Origin of the sequence: Mucilaginibacter sp. PPCGB 2223 (genome assembly GCF_001705515.1) — a bacterium.
Lineage (GTDB): Bacteria > Bacteroidota > Bacteroidia > Sphingobacteriales > Sphingobacteriaceae > Mucilaginibacter.
Window position 1 is genome coordinate 355043 of sequence record NZ_MDJS01000002.1, and the last position, 22912, is coordinate 377954.

Here is a 22912-nt window from a genome sequence, read left to right on the forward strand (position 1 = left end):
GTTTAATAAAGCAACATATGGAGTTAAAATGAGGAAAGTAACGCGTTTTTTTTGGTTTTGCAGCGGCGCACATGTCGATACCTTAAAGAAATACCCGGTCGAGCACAATAAATATGTAGGTATTGGCGCCACCATATTTTTCACAGCGTTGTTTGCCTCCCTATCGGGCGGATATGCCATGTATTTTGTGTTCAGCGGCAGCGCTTTTGCTGTGGGTTTTGCCATTTTGTTCGGTTTACTGTGGGGAACGGCCATTTTTAATATGGACCGCTATATCGTCAGCAGCATTAACAAACAAGGCACCGTAAACCAGCAGATATTACAGGCGTCGCCGCGTATTTTGCTGGCCATCATGATCGGTGTGGTGATATCGCGCCCGCTCGAACTGAAGATATTTGACAAGGAGATACGCCAGAAACTCAAAACCAGTTACCTTAACGGGCAGCGCCGCAAAATAGATACCCTGCAAAAATCTTATAACGATAAATACACCCAGCAGATAGCCAAAAACAGTGAATTGAAAAAGGAGCGCGACTCGCTCACCAAAGATATCAACCAATCGCGCTATCAGCTTAACCAGGAAGTTTTTGGCGATAAGACCAACCAGACTTCGGGTATTAAAGGTTACGGCACCTATGCCAAGCAAAAGCAGGGCGTTTTGCAGGAAAAGGAAGACCGGCTGAAGATAGTGCAGGGCGATATGGACAAGATGGACAGTTACCTTACCCAGCGTAAACAGCTGGACGGCCTGAACAGTGTTACCCTGTTCAACGATCATCAACTGGACAGCCTGGCCAACGTAGCCGGTTTCGCCGACCGTAACTGGGCGCTGGGGCAACTGGCTTTTAAAGACGATGGTACCAAGGACCTGGATACCTACCTGGCCGAATCGTTCATCGCTTACCTGTTTATCCTGTTTGAATGTTTGCCGGTGTTCGTAAAACTGATGTCGCCTAAGGGGCCGTATGATGTAGCGCTTTCGCGGATTGAGGAAGCCAATAATTATTACGCTGATAAGGACCGCGACCATGAGATCGCCGTTACCGACGAAACCTACGACCACCGTTTAAAAACGGCCATAGATAAGCGAAAGCAGACCATCACCGGCCAGGCCGAGTGGGATTTGGGCAGGCAGCGGTATGATTAAGAAATATTGGGTGACATTGTTGGAGTTGCGTTAGGGATAGCAGCGGATACCGGCCCTTCGACGGACTCGGGGCGGGCCGTGGCTAATGCCTCCCGATGGGTATCGGGACAGGTAGCGCAGTATGAGCGGATAGCCCGGGCCGCAGGCAACGCCCTGATAATAATCATTGAAGGATTGATTGACTGAATGATTGAACAAAAATTTCTAAATTTTATAACACTCAACTTTTAAGCTTCAAAGAACACAGCTGAACAAACTCCAACATTCCAACATTTTAACCAACTCATCCCTACCCTTCCGTCAAAATCAATTAGCTATATATCCATATTAGTTATACCTAAAAACAACTACTTTTATGCGGGCACATAAACCGCATGAAAAAAATTGTCCTGTTCATACTGCTGCATTGCACATTGCTTTGCGTTTTGTGTCATGCGCAGACGGATCCGCTCGTCGACACCTTGAAACGAAGGTTGGCCATTTACCAGGCCGAGCGCCCTTTTTGTAACCTGTACGTACACCTCGACAAAAACAATTACCTCACCAATGAAAGTATCTGGTTTAAAGCTTACCTGTTAAGCGGTACCGACCTGCAGAATAAGGTGCTTTTTGTACGTGTTAAAGATGCCGATAAAAAAGTGGTGCTGAGTGCGCAGTTCCCGATGTATGATGTACGTGCGCACGGCGATATTTTACTGCCCGACACCCTGAAGGAAGGTGAGTATTTTTTTTATGCCTTTACCAACTCAATGCTGAACTTACCGGCCGGGCAGGTTTTCGTACAAAAGATCAGGATATTTAAAAATAATGCCGACAATATGGAAGCCGAGGCCGGCGTTACCGATAGCGCCAAACTGCGGCGCGGCTCGCCGGTGGATATACTGGTAAAGCTGAAAAAGGGCAACCGTTACGTTACCGATGTAAAAGGCAGCTACCGGCTTTTAGTTGATGATAAGCCGGTAAAAGCCGGCAAAATAACCACTAACTTTTTAGGCGAGGCGTTTATTTCGTTCACCTACCCGCAAATTACCGACGACCAAACGCTTAAAGTACAGGCACGCTTTACTAAAGATGACGACGTGGCCGACCTGAACCTTAACCTGCGGCACGAAGCCAGCCCGGTAATAGTAAAAGTATGGCCCGAAGGCGGGCACCTGGTTGCCGGAGTTGATAACCATGTGGTGGTTGAAGCCGGTGATAATAAAGGCAACCCGTTGCCGACAGCTCTGATTTTAAAAGATGGCGATAAGGTAATGGCCCGCTTGCAAACCAATGGATATGGTATAGCGCAGTTTAACTTCATTCCTCAATCCATATCACAATATCATTTTGAAGTGCCGGGCAACACCAATAAAACGCCTATCGCTTTTACTGCTTCAATAGAACCGGGGGCCTGGAGTTTACAGGTTATAAAGGCTGGAAATGGATTTTCGGCATTGATACACAACCAAAGCAAAAGCGATAGCTGCACACTGGTGCTACGTTCGTACGATGAAGTGTTGTGGAGAAAAATGATACTGGTTGAGCCTGGAGGATCGGCGCATGTGGATATTCCAGCCGCGCAATATCCAAGAGCGGTGCTCAGCCTGGCCTTGTTTAACAGCCGGGGCCTGGTTACTGCCGAGCGCCTGCTGATGAACAGGCAAAATGAGCAGATCAGGATATCGGTACAAACAGATAAGCCGGGCTACGGGCAGCGGCAGAAGGTGAAGGTTACTATCAGCGCCGAAGGCGAGGCGGGCAACCCTATCCTGGCTAACCTCTCGGCAGCGGTGGTCGAAAAAACACGCATCAGCGCCGAAAGCTATACTACTATATTGGATAATTACTATTACAAACCGTTAAGCCGCTCGTTTGCCGACCAGCATTACAGTAATGCAGGCGCCAACGACCTGGATGCGATACTGACCGGCAAAACATGGTATGGCAGTGACTGGGCAAGTATTTTAAATTATAAACCCAAGGGCTACCGCAAAATGTTCAAAAGTGCCGATGGCGTTAGCGGGCAGATAACCAGTCTGAAGAACAAACCTTTGGCCTTAAAGTCGTTGATCATGCTATCGAAAAATAGTATTGATGAGATTCCCTTAACACCCGAAGGTACTTTTTATATTCCCCCCGAAAGTCTAACAGCACAAGCAGGCGAGAAAAAGTATCTGATGCTGAACCAGGATTTTTATGATAAGTATGCTATCAAGCTCAATGATTACGAAGGCGAGTACGATAATATTGTCACCTACTCAGGCGTGTTCAGATTCCCGGATGCATACAATACCATGGTTAAACTGAACGATAAAACCGGCATTAACCTGAAGGGCACTATCCAGCTGCACGAGGTTAAAATACAAAACCAGGTGAAGACACTGGGGCTGTCTTTCGACGGGCGCGACTTTACCTCGAAAACCTGTAACGATTATGTATGTCTTTACAACATCCTCAACTGTCCGAACCATAAATTCGGCAACCCGCCGGTAGATGGCGGCATCTACACCTATCAAGGGCACCAGGTGGTCTATCATGGCTGTGCATCGCAGGTGCAGCCTAATCATTTCCTGCTGAAAAACATCAGTACACCCAACAATTTTATCTTGCCCGATTATGATAAGGACCCTTCAAACGAACCCGAATTGCGCAGCACAGTGTATTGGTCGCCTAACCTGAATACCGGTAAAGACGGTAAAGTGAGTTTTGAGTTTTTTACGAGTGATATTAAAGGCGATTTTACCATCATGGTACAGGGCGTAAATGCTAAAACTTTACGGCCGGTTTATGCGACGGGAACTTTGGTTGTTAAATAATGGCAGAGCAATAGTATACGATAGTCACCGGATATAAAATATGCTCTCGATATCGTACTTTAAATCCAGTGGAACATCATCGCCTATAATACTTACCCCCGATGTTTGCCGGTTAATGACAATTATCGAAAAGATATCCATACCGTGACTCCGGAAATAATCGCCGTGTTTGCTTTGAAGTGCCATCAGCCGCTTAATTATCGATGTTTTAGGATTAATCATTGTGTTTCTCTTTTCAGGCAATTTGCGTATTTAAAATGGGTTGAATAATGACAGTGGTCACGCATGGATGTGATAGATATTCAACCGTGACTCAGGCCGTAACTTTCAAACATTTCAACCTTACAACCTTCCAACAATTTCGCTACTTTTGCGTTATGACTAAAGAACAATTACAAGACTTGAGGGATAGAACCGCTTCCCTGAGGAGGCATCTTTGACATCGAACGCAAGCTCGATGAACTACATACCGAAGAGGCTATAACCAGCAGCCCCGGTTTTTGGGACCGGCCCAAAGACGCCGAAAAGGTGCTGGCATCCATCAAAAACAAAAAACAGTGGACCGACGCGTACGCGCAGCTTGAAAGCATAGTTGCCGATACCGAAGTGATGTTTGAGTTTTACCAGAGCGGCGATGCCACCGCCGAGGAAATGGACGAACAGTTTAACCAGGCGCTGAAAGTTGCCGAAGACCTGGAGTTTAAAAACATGCTGAGCGCCGAAGAAGACCAGTTGAGCGCTGTTTTACAGATAACTGCCGGTGCCGGTGGTACCGAAAGTTGCGACTGGGCCAGTATGCTGATGCGCATGTACATTATGTGGGGCCAGAAGAATGGCTACAAGGTTACCGAGCAGGACTTTCAGGAAGGGGACGTGGCCGGCGTAAAATCTGTTACGCTGCAGTTCGACGGCGATTTTAGCTACGGATACCTGAAGGGCGAAAACGGTGTGCATCGCCTCGTGCGGATATCGCCGTTTGATGCCAATGCCAAACGGCATACTTCGTTCGCGTCGGTGTACGTATACCCGCTGGTTGATGATAGTATCGAAATTGAAGTTAACCCGGCTGATATCGAGTTTGAAACCTTCCGCTCGGGCGGTGCCGGCGGGCAGAACGTGAACAAGGTTGAAACCGCCGTGCGGTTATACCACAAACCATCGGGCATCATCATTAAAAACCAGGAATCGCGCTCGCAACTGCAGAACAAGGAGAACGCCATACGCTTGCTGAAATCGCAGTTGTACGAGATCGAGATGCGCAAGCGCATGGAGATAACCAACGAGATTGAAGGCAATAAAAAGAAAATTGAATGGGGCAGCCAGATACGTAATTACGTGCTGCACCCGTACAAACTGGTGAAGGACGTACGTACAGGTTACGAAACATCCGATGCGCAGGGCGTGCTCGATGGTGAACTGGACGAGTTTCTGAAAGCTTTTTTGATGGAGTTTGGCGGGAAGAATTAAATGTGCAAATGCTTCTTTTAAGAAATAAAGCCGGTGGATATGTTCCCCGGCTTTTTTATTGGATATAGGTAACAATCCCTGTACAAATTATGAATTTGATGTAAAAACACTAATTTTAGGGCAGCCAATTATTATTGTCATGTTTACACGAACAGCTTTTACTATAGCATTAATGTCTTTATTTTCCATTAGCCTGTTTGCACAGGATGCACCGCCGATAAAACTGTACCCAAACGGTGTACCCAACTCCAAACCCGCACCTGCCGATTATGTCGAAAAAATTGTGAATGGCAGCGGCAGTATGGTTACCGACCCGACAATTACGCCATACTTCCCCGAAAAAGGTAAGGCTAATGGCACTGCGATAATTGTTTGCCCCGGCGGTGGTTATGCGCACCTGTCGATGATTAAAGAAGGTGCAGATGTAGCTAAGAAGTTTGCCGAAATTGGCGTTACTGCATTCGTGTTAAAATATCGTTTACCCAGCGACCAGATCATGGTGGATAAAACCATCGGCCCGCTGCAGGATGCGCAGCGCGCTATACAGATAGTACGCGAACGTGCCGCCGAATGGGGTATCGATCCTGCCAAAATCGGCATCATCGGCTTTTCAGCCGGCGGGCACCTGGCTTCGACGGCGGGGACGCATTTTGATAAGGCGGTGATCGATAACCCGAAAAATACCAGCCTCCGCCCCGATTTTATGATCCTGATGTACCCGGTAATTACTTTTGGCGACCTTGCGCATAAAGGCTCGCGCGATAACCTGGTTGGTAAGGATGCCCCTGCCGATAAGATAGACCTGTACAGTAACCAGAAACAGGTTACCGCCAATACACCCACCACCATGCTTGTGCAAGCCGAAGATGACAGAACGGTACCGGTACAAAACAGCCTGATGTTTTACGATGCTTTGCTGAACAACCATATAAAAGCGGAATTGCTGATCTATCCGGCTGGCGGGCATGGCTTTGGCTTGAACAACAAAACCACCAAAGACCAGTGGTTTAATGCGGCTGCGAATTGGCTGGATAGCAACGGCTTGCTTGGGGCTGCGGCTAAATAAACGTATTTGATTGCTAAAACGGTTTGTAACATTTTAACCTGTTAATAGTCAAAATGTTAAATAGGTCAAATGCAATCAAAAAACAGTATGGCACGAACAGCGGGAGCTTTATATTTAATGCTGATCGCCGCCGGGTTTTTCTACCTGAAATATGTTCCGTCTGCACTCATTGATTGGGATGACCCGACAGCAACGGTCAGCAATATTACCACATCCGAGACTCTTTTCCGGATGGGTATTTTGGTCGGCTTGCTTGGGTACATCCTCTTCCTGGTATTACCTTTGGTGCTTTATAAATTACTCAGCCCGGTTAATCAAACCCACGCGGTATTGATGGTAGCGCTATCGGCCATAAGCGTGCCTTTGTCGTTTGCCAATATGATCCACAATTTTGATGTTTTAACGCTTATAAGCGACGGTACTTATTTAAAAGTATTCGGACCTGACAAACTGCAGTCGCAGGTAATACTTCACCTGGAAAGTTACAGCAGCGGCAACATGATTGCTTCTATATTTTGGGGACTTTGGCTGTTCCCGTTTGGGTACCTGGTTTTCAGGTCGGGCTTTTTACCAAAGATAATAGGTGTTTTATTGATGATCGGCTGCTTTGGTTATGTGCTCAATTTCGCCTGCCATTTGCTCCTGCCGCATACCTACAGCAAAACCATTATCGGCAAACTCATCACTATCCCCGGCAGCCTTGGCGAGTTATCGGTTTGTTTATGGCTGTTGATAGCAGGGGTAAAGGATAAAAAGTTGGTTTGATTTATTAATGTGATTGCCAGGAAGAGCGAGGTAGCAAGCAGCGATTGCTTTCTATCTCGCAATGACATTCAAAAAACTTTACGCTCTGCTCTCCGCGCCATGCACTCTGCTGCCTCAATCCACATCTCCCAAAATTTCGTCTACCATGCCGTGTTTTTTGGCTTCGGCGGCGGTCATCCAGTAATCGCGCTCAGATGCGGAGTGTACCCAATCGTACGTTTGGCCGCTGTGTTTGGCTATGATCTTGTACAGGTCGCTTTTTATTTTGAGTATCTGCTGCGCGGTGATCTCAATATCGGCCGAAACACCCTGCACACCGCCCGATGGCTGGTGGATCATAATGCGCGAATGTTGTAATGCTGCACGTTTGCCTTTGGCTCCTGCACAAAGTAATATCGCACTCATAGAACAGGCCATGCCAATGCATATCGTACCTACATCGGGCGAGATGAGCTGCATGGTATCGTAAATGCCCATACCCGAGTAAACGTCGCCGCCGGGCGAGTTTACATATAGCTGGATATCCTTTTTAGCATCCACAGATTGCAGAAAAAGCAATTGTGCCTGGATGATGTTGGCCATGCGGTCGCCCACAGGTTCGCCTAAAAAGATGATGCGGTCCATCATCAGTCGCGAGAACACATCCATTTGCGCTACGTTGAGCTGGCGTTCTTCGGTGATGTAGGGCGTCATGGCTGTCGGGATATTGGCGGCGCGGCCAATATAACTATCCACATGCTGGCTGCCGATGCGGTGATGCTTTACGGCATATTTGCGAAATTCGTGACGATCGATATTCATAGATTTTAAGATTTTTTGAACAGATTGATGATGCGCTGCATAAAACCCTGGTGTTGAGGTCCGGTTAGCTTTTGCTGAACGGTGGCAATTTCGGCTTTAAGCTGTTTGCGGCTGTATTGTTTGATGGCTGCATAGGTGTTTTGCTGATGCTGAACGTCCTCGCGTAAGTTGCTGTTCAGTATCATATTCGCTTCGAATAATAAGGTTTCGCCCGTATCGGCGCGGCCAAAAAGATGATCTTCGATGGCTTTGATATTATTCAATGAAGTCCGCATAGCTGAGTGAATTTTGTTTAGCGGTATCGCGTACTTTTTCGAGGCATTTGTATTTGGCTACGGTGGCAGAGCGTTCGCCGTTGTAACCGAATTGTTGTGCCACATCGCCAACTGGTAAGTAATCGTAATAATAGGCCCTCAGCAATTCCATGCACTTCCGGCCGGCAGTTTCGAGGTAGTGCATCAGTTTACCGGCAGATGGCTGCTCATCTTGTTCTGCCGGGATATCGGTATCGTCCAGCGGCTGGTTTTTGCCGACGACCTTATAAGCCCGGTTCCACAGGTGTCTGGCTATGCCTAACAAATAAGCTTTTTCGCTTACGCGGATATCTGCCTGCGGCGATATTGTTTTTTCATAATAAACCACCAGCGCGTCCTGAAAAACATCCTGCGCCTGTTCGAATGTGCCACCCATGCGCGCCACATAGCGTGCTACAGCCGGGAAGGCCTTTTTGTATAAGCCGATGAAGAAAGCTTCGCGGTCCGTAGCCGATTTGAGTACAACTTGCTCTGCCATTAGTTATCCTTTTTTATACAAGTGTAAGTTAGTGAAGAAATATCACCCGAAGTTTAGAAATATTTTTTTGGAAGCGCGAAAAAGTGACAGTAGCAGTGGCAGTAATGCAATTCGTCAGTACGTCACTTTTCTAACCACAAAACCGCTACTGCTACTTTATTTCAAACTTGCTGAGCAAATCCCTATCTTAGTTCAATTATGCATAAAGGCCGTTTGGAAGCTTTCAGCGATGGTGTTATCGCTATTATCATTACCATTATGGTGCTCGAGTTAAAAGTGCCAGATCATTTTAACCTGCACGATCTGCAGCCGCTTAGCTGGAAATTTATCAGCTACGCCCTTAGCTTCATTTATGTAGGCATTTACTGGAACAACCATCACCATACCTTCCAGGCCGTGCATAGTATCAACGGGAGGGTATTGTGGGCAAACCTGCATTTGTTGTTCTGGCTTTCGCTGATACCGTTTGTAACCAACTGGATGGGCGACAGCCATTTTAGCAAATGGCCCATTATCACCTATGGCGCAATGCTGATTATGTGCGCCAGCGCTTATACCATCATGATCATTACCTTAGTGCGTCATCATGGCGAAAACTCGGTGCTGGCCAAAGCTATCGGCAACGATTTTAAAGGCAAAATATCACTTGCTATTTATGCTACGGCCATCGTCCTGGCTTTTTTCTGCCCATGGGTAAGCTTCGGGCTGTATGTGGTGGTGGCCTGTATCTGGTTCATCCCCGACAGGCGCATCGAAAATCGCCTCGTAAGCGAAACCAAACCCGACTAATTAAAATATTTAACCAGCAACTCGGCGCCGTTTGTGGCCGCTTCCCTGTCCTGGTCGGGGCTGCCGCCCGAAAATACCGCCATGATATACCCCGGGCCCATTCTGCGGATCACGCCTCCTTTATAGCCATATTCGCCCCGTAGCGGCGGGCGTATGCCGCTGCCGCTATCCTGGTAAGTATCGGCCATTTCGGCGGCCTTGGTGCTGGCAACGCCAAGCAGGTTTGATGAGCCTTTTTTCATCAGGCCCACCACCTTCATTTTTGATACCCAGCTGCGGGTGCTGTCGCCCGGCACAAATATCACCATGGCCACGCCTTTAATGTTCAGTTTGAGGGCGCCCTGCTCAATAACGGCAAGCGCATCGTCGGCATGGCTCATAAATATCTTTTCGCCTTTGGCTGCATTATCTTTTTTAGGTGCAAAGGCAAATAACATGCCGCATAATAAAAGGCCAGTCAGGCCAAACAGGTATCGGTTCATCGTGGTAACAGGTTAGCTGTGCCAAAGTAAAAGCATATTTTGCAGCATAGCCTATCGGCAATTGGCCAACTATTGAGGAATATTGACATTTGATGTGCAAATGCGTAAATGTGCAGATTATCCAAGTCATCTGCACATCTACCGGTTTACCATCTTCATACCGGCTTCGGTATAACGCGGGCCGGTGTTGGGGTATTTGTTTATTACGGCCTGTATATCGGAAAGGTCGGTCGTTGTCAGTGAAATATCTACCGAAGCGGCGTTCTCCCGCAGGTATTTCTGCTTCTTGGTGCCCGGTATCGGGACGATGTCATCGCCCTGCGCCAGTACCCAGGCCAAAGCCAACTGCGCAGGTGTGCAGCCTTTACCATGGGCAAGCTCTGCGAAAGCAGCAGCCAGCCGGGTATTGTTTTCGTAATATTCGCCTTTAAAGCGTGGTATCGTCATCCTGAAATCGTCGGCCTTAAAGCCCGACTCGCTCTCGGGCAGTGCAGCGCTGAACAACCCCCGCGACAGCGGGCTGAAAGGTACAAATCCAATGCCCAATGCACGGCAGGCCGGTAATATTTCAGGCTCAGGGTCGCGCGTAAGTAACGAATACTCGCTTTGTAAAGCGGCAATTTGGTGAACGATACAAGCCTTTTTAAGCGTTTCGGCTGAGGCTTCCGACAGGCCGAGATAACGCACCTTGCCTTCTTTCACCAGTTCGGCCATTGCGCCAACCATTTCCTCAACCGGTACCTGCGGGTCGATGCGATGGGCATAATACAGGTCGATGGTATCGATATTCAGACGCTTGAGACTGCCTTCAACAGCTTTGCGCATATACGCCGGCGAGCCATCGAAACTGCGCGCACCGGCTGCGCCGCCGGTAAAACCAAACTTGGTAGCAATAAATGCCTTGCTGCGGTTGGGCTTTAATACTTTGGCTATCAGTTCTTCGTTGGTATGCGGGCCGTAAATATCGGCAGTGTCCCAAAAGTTGATGCCCAGATCGAGCGCGAGCTCAAGCACGCGGATCGATTCCGCATCATCGCGCTCGCCGTAGGCGTGGGTCATGCCCATGCAGCCTAAACCAATTGCCGACAGCTGTTCGCCGGTATTGCCTAATTGCCTGTATTTCATAGTTCATCGGTAGTTAATGGTAAGGGATCATGGCCGGCAGTTCGTTGCCTGACATTTGTTTACAAATTTAGGCTTTTCCTGTTAACCAGATCATCATACACCAGTCATTTGGCATCCTGGGAGAATAGTTTGCCTGATGTTGTTGCCGGGTATCGTAATTAAAGCAAAAAACTCCGGTGTTTTTTAATGTTTCGAAGTTAATTAGAAGGAAATATTTGTTAAGTATAATTGGTTGATTTTGAGTGTTACTGATGAATAATTCTCAAAAATAGATTGTGTTTTGAAGTTTTTTTGAGAAAAATCTAAAATTATGGTGATTTTTAAGATAAAAATCACCATAATTTTAGTATTAATTCATTTTAAACTAATTATTAAGTTATAATTAGTTTAAAAAACAAGTCTTTTTTTAAATTTTAGAAAAAAAATCCTATAAAAACTGTATTATTTTTAATTGTTTTAATAAAAATGCGAAAGTAATACGTTTGTTATAATCTTAACATTGATTTTTTATCATTTCTTAATTAAATTAAGTCGATTTATTTATTAACTGACCTTTTAATTAACGAAAATGAAAAAACTCCTACTCAGCAGTATGGTGGTTTTGTTGTTGCTGGCATCTCATGCCCAGGCGCAAAACCGAACAATTACCGGAACCGTTACCGGGAAAGATGACGGAAACCCGATACCCGGTGTAAGCGTGGTTGTAAAAGGCACAAAAACCGGTACCCAAACCAACATATCGGGTAAATTCAGTATCAGCGTGCCGGCGGGGCAGCAATCGCTACAGGTTTCATTTATAGGATATTTAACACAAACGGTACCTGTCACGGGCCCGGTGATAAATATTGCATTAGAACCTTCATCAAAAGCGTTGACCGAGGTTTTGGTGGTTGGTTATGGTACACAATCGGCTAAGCAAAACGTAGGTAGTATTGCCCACATTAGCGGCAGCGACCTTGTTGAGCAGCCGGTGCAAAACTTTGAGCAGGCGCTTGCCGGTAAAGGATCGGGTATACAGATTACTATACCCAATGGAGTATTAAACACCCCCCCGGTTTTCCATATACGCGGTACCAACTCTATTAACCTGGGTTCGCAGCCACTCATCGTGGTAGATGGCGTTGCATCACTTTCGGGCGATTACAGCGGCGGTGAAGGCGGCGGTAACGCTTTATCCAACATTAATCCTGATGATATTGAAAGTATAGATGTTGCTAAAGACGCATCTGCAACGGCTATTTATGGTAGCAGGGCGGCAAACGGCGTAGTATTTATTACTACTAAAAAAGGTAAAAAAGGCGATGCAGTAGTAGGGCTTGATAGCTGGATGGGGGTAACCACTGTAAACAGATTGCCTGACGTATTAAATGCCGACCAATACATTGCCATTAAAACAGAATCCATAGCCAATGCCGGTGCAAGCGCAAGCACTGCCGTAGTTGCAAGTATCGGCGCTGATGGCAACCCGATTAATACAAACTGGAAAAATGTGGTGTACCAGCGCGGTATCGCCTATAACACTACGGCTAATGTATCGGGTGGTACAGAAAAAACAAATTATTATTTCTCGGCAAACTATAGTAAACAAGGGGGGATTTTAAAAGCGACCGAATTTAATAATAAAAGCATTTTGATGAATGTCAGCCACAATGCCAATAAAATCATCTCTCTCGGTATGAAGCTGTCTTATTCTGATCAGACGGATCTTGCCCCGACAACTTCGGGTTCATTAGCGGGCGAAGCTTATGCTACCGCCGGTTTGGGCCGGTTAGCTTTGCTGCTTCCTCCAAACTTACCCGTTTACAACCCCGACGGTACATACAACCTCAACCCCTCTACCGGAGCTATCGGGATCGGGCAGAATAAGGGCTTTACCATCAGTTACACAAACCCTCAGGTAGCGATTGATCTCGACCGCTCCAACAGCGAGATCACGCACATGGCCAGCAACGTGTACCTGCAATTAAAACCGCTGCCGTGGATCACCCTTAAAACAACATACGGGCTCGATTATATCACAGCTGTTAACGATAACTTCCTCGACCCGGTAGACAATTTCTCTGGCAGCGCTGCAACCAATTCGGCCTCGGCTACCATGACGAATAGTACCACCCAACGGTGGCTATGGGATAACACGGCCCAGTTTGACTACAGCTTTGGGAAGCATAATTTATCTTTACTTTTAGGTAACGAGCAACAGGGAACTTCGGTTAATGGTTTTGGCGAAGGGCGCACCATACTATCCGATCCGGCTTTTAACGTAATACAGGCAGGTTATGTAAACGTAGCCACAGCAGGAAACAGTTTGAGTAAGGATTACCTGGTATCGTTTTTTGGCCGTTTAAGCTATAACTTCAATCAGAAATATTTTTTAACCGCTACATTAAGGCGCGATGGGTCGTCGGTGTTTGGGGCGGATAAAAAATATGGTATTTTCCCAAGTGTGGCAGCCGCTTACGAGATCGCTAAAGAGGATTTCTGGAAAAACATTGGTGCCGACAAAATATTCAGCAGCTTAAAGATCAAAGGTGGCTGGGGGCGTGCGGGTAACAACAGCGGCCTTAACAGCTACTCGTCTTACGGTACTTATTCTTCGAGCGGTTTGTTTAATGCTGTCCCCACGCTTCTCCCGGCGGCAACAGGCAATAACCAACTGGCCTGGGAGCTTACCTCGAAAACAGATATGGCCATTGAGTTTGGTGTGCTGAACGATCGCATCACCGGTTCGATAGGAGCTTATTACAATAATACTACCGGTTTGATATTAACTTACCCCGAGCCGCCTTCGGCAGGTTTGCCGGGTTCCCCGTCAGTAAATATAGGTTCGTTGTATAATAAAGGCCTCGAGTTTGATTTAAACGCCGGTGTTATCAATTCAAGATCCTTCAAATGGGACGCCAACTTTAATATCAGCTTTAATAAAAACGCAATAACTTCTTTAATACCGGGCAACCCTCCGGCGCCTATCACTTATTCGACATCAAGCCTCGAAATAACCAATATTAACCGTGTTGGTGGCTCTGTTGGCGACCTGTACATCATCAGGTCGGCCGGTGTCGATCCTAAAAACGGCGAAAGGATATTTTTGAATGCCGCCGGCCAGCCGGTTGAGTTTAACTTTCTTGGCGCAACTACAATCTACGGTAAGGCATTGTATTTTAACCTCGACGGCAGCCCTTATCTTAACGCAGCGGGCACGGGCTTAAATACTATAAACCAAACTGCCGATGCTGTTGATTATGGCAACGGTGTACCCAAATATGTAGGGGGCATTAGTAATACATTTCACTACAAAAACTTCGATCTGAATGTTTTAATGACCTATCAGCTTGGTTTTTATGTTTATTACGGAACGCAGGCCACCTTAACCGATCAGCGTTTCTGGAACAACTCGACCATCATTTTAGACCATTGGACCACACCCGGCCAACAAGCCGCTTATCCTAAGGTTATTTTTGGCGATAACGTTTCAAACGGTACTTCTTTCCCTACCGACTTTAACGTTTATAACGGCAATTTCTTGAAAGTTAAAACCATCAACCTGGGTTATACTCTCCCTAAAACAATATTGAGTAAAGTTGGTATCAGGAGCGTGCGTTTGTATGTTACTGGTCAAAACCTGTTCATCTTTACCAAATATCCGGGTCCTGATCCCGAAGTGAGTTCAAACGGCACCAGCAATAATAGCCCGGGTGTAGACAGGAATACCATAGGTAACGGAAGGACGCTTACTGCGGGTTTCTCCGTTAAGTTCTAACTATTAATTTAAACGAAATGAAAAAGAAAATCATATTTTTATTGGGCCTGGTAGTACTAAGTACATACTCCTGCCAAAAAGATCAGTTATACCAACCGTTGCCTACTTCGATTTCAAACCAGGATGGCGCTCCGTTTTCAACTGCGGCGCGTATTTCGGCACAGGTTACAGGGTTGTATGCTCCGCTAAGGTCGGGCCAGCTATATGGCGGCCGTTTTCAGATTTATAACGACATTAAAGCCGATAACTGGATAAACTCCACCAACAACTCAGTTACAGGTTTGCAAACCTGGAACGGTACCATACAGGGTACCAGTTCGGAAGCACTGAATTTATGGGCACAATGCTACACGGCCATTAATGATTGCAACCTGTTTATTGACGGTATGAAAACTTACGGCACAGCTGTCGTCGGTACAGCAGTAGCGGCAAATTACGTTGGTGAGGCCCAGTTCTTACGTGCTATATCCTACTATGCTTTATTAGATATGTATTGCCAGGCTTATTCGGTTAGCTCTGGCGCTACCCCCGGTGTGCCATTACGTTTAACCGGAAACTCGGCTTACGGCGATTTTTCGGCTGCGCCGGCAACGGTAGCACAGGTTTATGCACAAATTATAAGCGATCTGAATGCTGCTGAAGCGTCTTTACCTATATCGTATGGTACCGATGCAACATCCAATACAATCCGGGCATCCCGTAATACGGCCATCGCCTTTAAAACACGTATTTATCTGGCAATGGGGCAATACAATAACGTAATTACCGAAGCCAATAAAATTGTTACCGCTACAGCGCCGTTTACAGCTACAACAGGTGTGGCGTATGCCTTACAGGCTAATATTGCCAACGTGTTTAAAAGCCCGTATACGACAACCGAATCTGTGTTCTCCGAACCGTTCACCACGACCGAAGCCGTTGGTTCGCAAAACGCGTTAGCCGATTATTTTAATACCACGGGGGCAACCGAATACTACATTAACCCAAGCAGTGCGTTGTTTACCGATGTTAACTGGAAAGCTACCGATGCACGGAGGGGATTTATTAAAACAACAGGCACTAAGATGAACCTCACCAAATGGTCGTTAGGTTCGCCATACCTCGATTGGGCAAACGTAATGCGTTATTCTGAAGTGCTTTTAAATTTAGCAGAGGCGCGGGTAAAGATAAACGGAGCTTCGGATGCGCAGGCAATTGCACTTTTAAACGCGGTGAGACAGCGGTCCGATCCTACTACCGTGTTTACAACAGCCGACCTTCCTTCTATTTACCAGGAAAGAAATATCGAATTTTTGGGTGAGGGTTTACGTTGGGCCGATTTGTTGCGCCTGGGGCTTCCAATACCGGCAAAAGGCACAATTACTGCTATTCCGGTTGGTGGTTTTGGGTCAACCTATATCTGGCCGATGTCTAACGCCGAGCAGTTAAATAATCCGCTGATAGGCAGATAGTTTTAGGGTAAGCATACTACCTGTTCGTGCAAATATATCAGTTTTTAGTAAAGCCGCCCCGAAGCAATTCAGGGCGGCTTTTTTATGGGCCGGGATTTCAGGCCCCGGCAAATATTTGTTGAACTTTTTAAGTGGGCATACGATTTGCCTGGCCAGCTGTCAAATGGTTAACAACGAATCAGCGAAAGCTTTCACCATGAACTGCTATCCATGAACCATCCGCAACTAAACGATGGTAAACTGCGCAAGCCTTACAAACTCCTGTACACGGGCCGCTACGTCGGTATCTCCCAGGTTTTTAAGGCGTTCGGTGCCAAACTTTTCAACGCAGAATGACGCCAGGGCCGAACCGTAGATGATGGCATTCTTCATGTTATTGAAATTAATGGTACCAACTTTTGCCAGGTAACCAATAAAACCGCCTGCGAAGGTGTCACCCGCGCCGGTTGGGTCGAACACGTCGGCCAGCGGTAATGCCGGTGCCGAGAAGATCTGGCCCTCGCCAAACAGTAATGCGCCGTGTTCGCCTTTTTTAATAATAAGATATTTAGGCCCCATGGCCAGTATTTTTTTAGCGGCCTTTACCAGCGAATGTTCACCCGATAGCTGTCGCGCTTCGCTGTCGTTAATGGTCAGTACGTCGACCATCGAAATAGTTTTCAACAGGTCGTCCATCGCGATGTCCATCCAGAAGTTCATAGTATCCATCACAATCAGCTTAGGGCGGTTGTGCAACCTGCCGATCACTGTTTGCTGTATGGTCGGGGTAAGGTTGCCCAGCATCAGGTATTCGCAGTCCTGATAGCTTGCCGGGATAATCGGGTCAAAATCTGCCAGTACATTCAATTCGGTAACCAGCGTGTCGCGGCTGTTCATATCATTATGGTACTTGCCGCTCCAGAAAAAAGACTTCTCGCCCTTTTTGATTTGCAAGCCTTCTGTATCGATATTATGGGCATTGAAATCTTTAATCTCGGCCTCGGGGAAATCGTCGCCTACTACAGCTACGATCTTTACTTTATCATAAAAATAGGAAGCAGCTAAACCGGCATAAGTGGCTGCGCCGCCAACAATCTTATCTGTTTTACCAAAAGGCGTTTCGATGGCGTCAAAAGCCACAGTACCAATAACAACTAAACTCATGAATAAATCTTTTTTAAAATTTTTTTGACAAAGATTGTGAATTTAGATGGGAAATCATACTTTTGCACACTCCAAACCGGAAATGCCTTCCTGAGTAGCTCAGCCGGTTAGAGCATCTGACTGTTAATCAGAGGGTCGCTGGTTCGAGCCCAGCCTCAGGAGCTTAAGTAGACGGGCCAGCAGAAATGCTGGCCCTTTTGCTTTCTCAATACCTAAATCTGCCTTAGTCCTATCAAAAAGAAGGAAAAATTTGTTCGCACCAGTGGTTCGATCAACAAATACCCTCCTGTTTGGAAGCTGTAGTAGCACCGAAACAAATGGGCCGCCCTGCACCACACGTTCATCGTGATCCGGATGAACTGATGTTCGTGCCCGAAGGTTAACCGGTCATCTCCCGGCGCTACCTCTTCAACACAATAAGCTTTCCATTATAGTGTACTATTCGCTGAGGGTTCCCCATTTCGATCCCACCGCCGTGATTATCGTCGACAAAAACGATATTAAACACCCTGTTCGTCAGATGCTTTTGATAGGAGCCCTTTAATCCTGCAATGGTTAACAGTTGTTTTTGGTCATTCCACTTAAAGGCGGTGATCGTATATTCCCCTTTTTCATAATCATAACCGTCACCGGCGTCTTCGTAAAGATTAAACTCGCCGTTTTTGCCCGTGTATACCCGAATCTCCAGCGTATCCATGGTTTTTTCGGAAGAATATTGTACGAATTTACCGAGGGGAACAATGGAGCCGGCTTTTACGAAAACAGGGATCTGATTTTTTGGCGCATCAGTCATTACCGTTTGGCTCCCACTATGCTTTGTACCGTTCCAAAAGTTATACCACACCGTTGATTTGGGTAAATACACAGACCATTTAGAGACACCAGGCTCGGTAACCGGAGCAATAAGGAATGATTTACCAAACATGTATTCATAGGGGAGAGTCCTCGCTGTTGTATCATCCTTGAAATCCATTACCAGTGGCCGTATAATAGTTGATCCCTTACCGGACACCTGCCAGGCTTCGGAATAAATATATGGCAACAGTCGGTAACGTAAATTAAGCATGGTGCGCATACTGGCTTCCACCTCGGGGCCGAAATTCCAGGGTTCTGTCGCTGTCTGGTAGCCGTGTATGCGGAATATGCTATTAAAGGCACCCCATTGAAACCAACGGATAAGGAGATCATGGTATTTCACATCCGTATATTGTGAAGGGCCGGGGCGGAAGAAACCACCTATGTCTGTCGTCCAGTAGGGCATACCAGTCAGTGAATAATTAAGGCCAGCTACAATTTGTCGTTTATAGGCATCCCAGTCTGAGCCAATGTCGCCCGACCAGTTGATGGTGCCATAGCGCTGCTGCCCGGCAAAAGCCGATCGGGTAAGAATAGTGACTCTTTTTTGCGGGTCGGTTTTACGCTGCCCTTCATAGATTGTTTTGCTGACAAACAAAGGGTAAGTAAGCCTGTAAAAATCTCCTAAACCAAAGTAAGTTTTCTTTCCCGCTAAGGCATCGTTTTCAGGCTCTGTTGCATCCATCCACCAGGCGTCAACGCCGTAGCGAAATAAGTTCTCGTTGATCACATTCCAATGTGTTTGTTGAGCTTTGGGATTGTATATATCAAGCCACAGACTATTAGGTATATAGAGTTCCTTTGCAAGATATTCTTCTTTGGCTATATCTGAGTTCTTGGCCGGATTTTCCCAAACAGATATACAGAAGTGTGCATGCAAATCGTGCAATTTTTGAATAAATTGCTGTGGGTTGGGATAGTGGGTCGTATCAAATTTTGGAATACCCCAGCCATTTTTACCCCAGTATTGCCAGTCCTGAACAATGACGTCCACAGGCAGTTTTTTTTGCCTGAATGTCTTCATCGTTTCTACAAGGTCCTGGCCCGAAGTATAACGTTCTCTGCATTGCCAGAATCCGTAAGCCCATAAAGGAAGCAACGGAACATTTCCCGAAAATTTTCTGTATTCACCTATAACTTCATCAGCACTTTCCCCATGAAAAACGACATAATCCAGCGACTTGGCGTTCGGAGAACGAAAAACCGTCTCATCTTCTGCCGGTTTCCATGTGAGTAATGGTATGTTGGCTGAATTGCAAACAACCTGCACGTTATGTTTTCCTTTGGCAAGGTGTACCAATTTGCTGGCTGCCGGGGGAAGCCACAAATTTGACTGATCTATACAGGGTTTCCCATCGATAATTACAAGATGGCGATTACCCATGTTTTTTAGATCAAGCATAAAGGTATACTCACCATCTTTGTCAACATTAAATTGGCCCGAATAAAGTGATTGCTTTTGAGATACTTTTTGTGATCCGGATGTGGTTGTAACCTCCTTGTCGCCCGCTACTCCGCCAAAGGTATCTTTTTTTACAAGCGGGATAATGCTATCAGCAGGATTAAAATAAGTTATGCCGTATTGATGCCACAAAACCCCATACCCCCGGCTGGAGTAAACGAACGGAATAGATATCTGCGTATTGACTTGTATTAATTTACGGCTGATATTCCGCAGGTTGTATTGCCCGTCCTGGAACTGGCCGAGCCCGAACAGACATTCATCTTTTGGAGAGTCGAAGGTTTGCTCTGCAACATAACATGCCTGATGGAGTAAACTATCTGCCCTCAGCTTTCTTCCACCCGGCTTTTCTCTAAGGAATATATTACCGGCCTGATCTGCATACTCGATACTGCCATTTTTTTTATTAAAAAGAACGGTAATTGCTTCGGTAATTATTTTAAGATTGAACGATGTTTCCTCGAATTTGAAATTCGGAGGAGGAAATTTATTGACTAAAACAAATTCACGATCTTCTTTAAGGCGCCCCTTTTCCCATTGAACGCGGATTGCCTCATCGGATAATGGAATGATGTGCAGGTTACCCTCCGTTAGCTGTACAATAAGTTGATCTTTTAATAAAATATATCGTTGATAAACCTGTCCTGAAGTAACGGCAGGCAGGAGCGTAATGAACAATAAAAACTTCAATTTCATGGTCATTTTTGATAATTATTAGTGAGGGATGATGTTGGTTAGCATTTTAAAGATTCCTGAAATGGTGGACCACAATGAATGGCTTCCTGGTCAAAAAACATAGGGTGAGGCAACGGGGATACAATCTTTTTTAATAGCAGCCATTCAACGGTTTAGTTGTTGTGGGCTGGCCTTTTCTACAAAACAAATACAGATGATGACTGGCAAAGCAATTAATTTTAAGTTTAATTTCATTTGAGAGTTATCTTTCATTGTAGACATTTTTAAATAGACACCTTTTGGAAATATTGATACTCTTTTTTTTAATCATTTATTGCGATTATTAGCCAACCACATTAATTGTGAACAATATTTTAGTGATGCGCTATAAACATGGTTAGTCGTATTGCTTTAGCCCTTTCTAACCGCGTTGTAACACCAATAAATAACGAAGATTAAATGTGCCTTTATCCTAAAACATTCGACAGCTTTAAGCTGAAGCCTGCTTCCGGCAAAAACTGAGCAAGCAAACGGTCCGGCTCCGGTTTCAACATGTATTTCAGATCTGTTTGTTCAGCTTCAAAGAAAAGACCGGATTATTTGGGTCCGACTTATTGCATTGAATACTCATACTTAAAGAAATCCACATCGATATACCCGCTATCATTTTTGAGGTTATAATTAACTATCCCTATACGGTCGCCACGGTAGCTGCCCCAAACCAATTTTGACGTGCCGCCTAAAGGAAGGAAATTTTTTCCGTCGACGCTATAGAGATAATAGTTATTGCCCGCAAGATCCCACACTGACCGCAGCCATAACCAATTGGTATCCAGCTTTTCCGCAACCGTTTCTCTATCATTATCCATCAGGATCAGATAGCGGTTCGGTCCGTCCTGTTTAACGCCGGCCCATGTGTAAAAGGCCGTAGAAAAATGAGTTAAACCTGCATATTGTCCATCGGCCATATTAGCGATGTCCAGCTTAATGGTGACAACATTACTATCGGTACGTAAGCTGCGCTGTGTAATGGTATTACCCGCCCTGAGGATTATTTTATGTAAATTTTCCGGATCGATCGGGCGGAAGGACCGAAGCCTCAAAAAGCCCTTACGTTCGGCCAGCGACCAGGAATTTGCCCGTGGCTGGTAGTTCCATTCCCATTGCGGCAGAAGGGCTTTCTGATTAAAGGAATCATTAGCAACCAGCCCAGTTGCGGTTTTCCTAAGGTTAATTGGTTTTTTTGACTGCCAGACCATATTACCAATCCCATCCGCTCCCACCGAACCGATTATCGGCCAACCATCAACCCATTTAACCGGCAGCAAGCTTGCTGCCCTTCCTTCCCAATCGCCAGTGCCATGATGTGTAAAGAACCAAGATTCGTTGTTGGCAAGTTGTATTAAACCGCCTTGATTAGGTTCCCTATCAACCGTTTTATTCACATGATTCAGTTGCTTTACCTCCCATGGCCCGGAAAGGCTTTTCGAGCGCTCCATCATGATCACCCGGCCTTCGGACTTTACCTCACTAAAGAAGTGATAATAAACCTGGCCAAACTTGTACAGTTTATTGGCTTCGCTTCCACTTGATTGATGAATGATGCGATCGGATGACAGGATAAGGCTTTTACCATCGTCGGTCATTTTAAATAAGTGGATATTATATTTTTTATTCGTTGTTCGGTCGAGTGTGAAATTGGTTGCCACAAAGTATAACTGACCGTCGTCGTCGCAAAAAGAGCAACAGTCATCCCACCCGCTTACTTTCCATAGCGGGTGCACAGGTTCCCATGGGCCGGATGGGTTAGATGCCGAACTCATAAAAAAGCCCTCATCCGGTGTGCCGAAGTATACCCAAAATCGTTTTTTATAGTAACGGATGGATCCAGCCCATATGCCACGGCCATAATGGTTCATTTTATCCCAGTTCAACCCGGGACTGATACGGGTAAGATCATCGACCACATGCCCCAAAATATCCCAGTTAACTAAATCTTTAGAATGTAATATAACCATGCCCGGTGAGAATTGCATGGTTGATGAAATGGCATAAAAATCATCACCTACGCGTATAGCGTCGAGGTCACTATAGTCTGCAGGCAGCACCGGATTAATAAATGTTCCGTCACTCTGATCACCCCAGCGATTGCTGAATTGACCGGACGCATGCTGCGAAAAAAACTGGCAGCACATTACTAAAGCGAAAATTTTTATAGTGTTTGTCATAATTAGGAATATGTTAGAGTCATCATTAAAACCTACCGTGAGTTCATCGTGCCCGTAAAGGAGCTATGAAGCCTTCAGGCTTAGTTGTCGTCATCCGTTGACTTCACAT

Annotated in this window: 18 protein-coding genes and 1 tRNA gene; 10 read left to right on the top strand and 9 right to left on the bottom strand. The window is 45.9% G+C overall.

Annotation, left to right across the window (positions count from 1 at the left end; translation table 11 throughout):
- Positions 1-28: 28 nt before the first annotated feature.
- From BEL04_RS12150 to BEL04_RS12160, 3 genes are all read left to right on the top strand, one after another.
- Complete coding sequence (locus BEL04_RS12150) at positions 29-1147, top strand: DUF4407 domain-containing protein (protein WP_066004156.1); 1119 nt, start codon at positions 29-31, stop codon at positions 1145-1147.
- A gap of 6 nt (positions 1148-1153) precedes the next feature.
- Positions 1154-1333 (top strand): hypothetical protein, encoded by a 180-nt coding sequence (locus tag BEL04_RS12155; protein WP_066004157.1) that lies wholly within the window; start codon positions 1154-1156, stop codon positions 1331-1333.
- A gap of 188 nt (positions 1334-1521) precedes the next feature.
- Positions 1522-3945 carry a hypothetical protein gene (locus tag BEL04_RS12160; protein WP_139113022.1) on the top strand — a complete coding sequence of 808 codons (2424 nt, stop codon included), beginning with the start codon at positions 1522-1524 and terminating at the stop codon, positions 3943-3945.
- Positions 3946-3969: 24 nt separating this feature from the next.
- On the opposite strand, the gene BEL04_RS24315 is transcribed toward BEL04_RS12160, so the two are convergent.
- On the bottom strand, positions 3970-4167 hold the full coding sequence (locus tag BEL04_RS24315) for a hypothetical protein (protein ID WP_066004159.1): 198 nt from the start codon (positions 4165-4167) through the stop codon (positions 3970-3972).
- 155 nt (positions 4168-4322) lie between these two features.
- Between BEL04_RS24315 and prfB the strand changes: the two genes are divergently transcribed.
- From prfB to BEL04_RS12180, 3 genes are all read left to right on the top strand, one after another.
- A protein-coding gene (prfB, locus tag BEL04_RS12170; protein ID WP_217493638.1) for a peptide chain release factor 2 occupies positions 4323-5412 on the top strand; the annotation gives its coding sequence in 2 pieces (ribosomal slippage) (positions 4323-4382 and positions 4384-5412; 1089 coding nt in all).
- Between the two features lie 172 nt (positions 5413-5584).
- Entirely contained in the window at positions 5585-6478 is an 894-nt protein-coding gene (locus tag BEL04_RS12175) for an alpha/beta hydrolase (RefSeq protein ID WP_254659567.1), read from the top strand.
- 87 nt (positions 6479-6565) lie between these two features.
- Positions 6566-7243: a DUF4386 domain-containing protein gene (locus BEL04_RS12180; protein ID WP_254659568.1), complete on the top strand. Its 678-nt coding sequence runs from the start codon at positions 6566-6568 to the stop codon at positions 7241-7243.
- A 114-nt stretch (positions 7244-7357) separates the two neighbouring features.
- Here BEL04_RS12180 and BEL04_RS12185 read toward each other — a convergent pair whose 3' ends face one another.
- The 3 genes from BEL04_RS12185 to BEL04_RS12195 are packed head-to-tail and all read right to left on the bottom strand — an operon-like array spanning position 7358 to position 8836.
- Entirely contained in the window at positions 7358-8044 is a 687-nt protein-coding gene (locus BEL04_RS12185) for an ATP-dependent Clp protease proteolytic subunit (protein WP_066004166.1), read from the bottom strand.
- A gap of 5 nt (positions 8045-8049) precedes the next feature.
- Entirely contained in the window at positions 8050-8319 is a 270-nt protein-coding gene (locus BEL04_RS12190) for a hypothetical protein (protein ID WP_139113023.1), read from the bottom strand.
- Positions 8300-8836, bottom strand: a complete 537-nt coding sequence (locus tag BEL04_RS12195; RefSeq protein ID WP_066004171.1) for an RNA polymerase sigma factor — start codon at positions 8834-8836, stop codon at positions 8300-8302. Before BEL04_RS12195 ends, BEL04_RS12190 begins: the two co-directional genes overlap by 20 nt.
- A gap of 198 nt (positions 8837-9034) precedes the next feature.
- Here BEL04_RS12195 and BEL04_RS12200 point away from each other — a divergent pair, with 198 nt between their 5' ends.
- Positions 9035-9625, top strand: a complete 591-nt coding sequence (locus BEL04_RS12200) for a TMEM175 family protein (protein ID WP_066004172.1) — start codon at positions 9035-9037, stop codon at positions 9623-9625.
- On the opposite strand, the gene BEL04_RS12205 is transcribed toward BEL04_RS12200, so the two are convergent.
- Together BEL04_RS12205 and BEL04_RS12210 are read right to left on the bottom strand one after the other, a co-directional pair.
- Positions 9622-10107, bottom strand: a complete 486-nt coding sequence (locus tag BEL04_RS12205; RefSeq protein ID WP_066004173.1) for a hypothetical protein — start codon at positions 10105-10107, stop codon at positions 9622-9624. The genes BEL04_RS12200 and BEL04_RS12205 overlap by 4 nt on opposite strands.
- 138 nt (positions 10108-10245) lie before the next feature.
- Positions 10246-11232: an aldo/keto reductase gene (locus BEL04_RS12210; RefSeq protein ID WP_066004176.1), complete on the bottom strand. Its 987-nt coding sequence runs from the start codon at positions 11230-11232 to the stop codon at positions 10246-10248.
- A 568-nt stretch (positions 11233-11800) separates the two neighbouring features.
- On the opposite strand from BEL04_RS12210, the gene BEL04_RS12215 reads away from it, so the two are divergent.
- Together BEL04_RS12215 and BEL04_RS12220 are read left to right on the top strand one after the other, a co-directional pair.
- Complete coding sequence (locus BEL04_RS12215; RefSeq protein ID WP_066004179.1) at positions 11801-14989, top strand: SusC/RagA family TonB-linked outer membrane protein; 3189 nt, start codon at positions 11801-11803, stop codon at positions 14987-14989.
- Positions 14990-15006: 17 nt separating this feature from the next.
- Positions 15007-16440: a RagB/SusD family nutrient uptake outer membrane protein gene (locus BEL04_RS12220; RefSeq protein ID WP_066004184.1), complete on the top strand. Its 1434-nt coding sequence runs from the start codon at positions 15007-15009 to the stop codon at positions 16438-16440.
- Between the two features lie 225 nt (positions 16441-16665).
- Here the strand turns inward: BEL04_RS12220 and BEL04_RS12225 are convergent, their stop codons facing one another.
- Positions 16666-17583 carry a PfkB family carbohydrate kinase gene (locus tag BEL04_RS12225; RefSeq protein WP_066004186.1) on the bottom strand — a complete coding sequence of 306 codons (918 nt, stop codon included), beginning with the start codon at positions 17581-17583 and terminating at the stop codon, positions 16666-16668.
- A gap of 88 nt (positions 17584-17671) precedes the next feature.
- Here BEL04_RS12225 and BEL04_RS12230 point away from each other — a divergent pair.
- Positions 17672-17745: transfer RNA gene (locus BEL04_RS12230), tRNA-Asn, on the top strand.
- 238 nt (positions 17746-17983) lie between these two features.
- Here BEL04_RS12230 and BEL04_RS12235 read toward each other — a convergent pair.
- Together BEL04_RS12235 and BEL04_RS12240 are read right to left on the bottom strand one after the other, a co-directional pair.
- The gene (locus BEL04_RS12235) at positions 17984-20602 is read right to left on the bottom strand and encodes a TIM-barrel domain-containing protein (protein ID WP_254659569.1); all 2619 of its coding nucleotides are present in this window, start codon (positions 20600-20602) and stop codon (positions 17984-17986) included.
- 584 nt (positions 20603-21186) lie between these two features.
- On the bottom strand, positions 21187-22803 hold the full coding sequence (locus BEL04_RS12240) for a glycoside hydrolase 43 family protein (RefSeq protein ID WP_217493639.1): 1617 nt from the start codon (positions 22801-22803) through the stop codon (positions 21187-21189).
- Between the last annotated feature and the right edge of the window lie 109 nt (positions 22804-22912).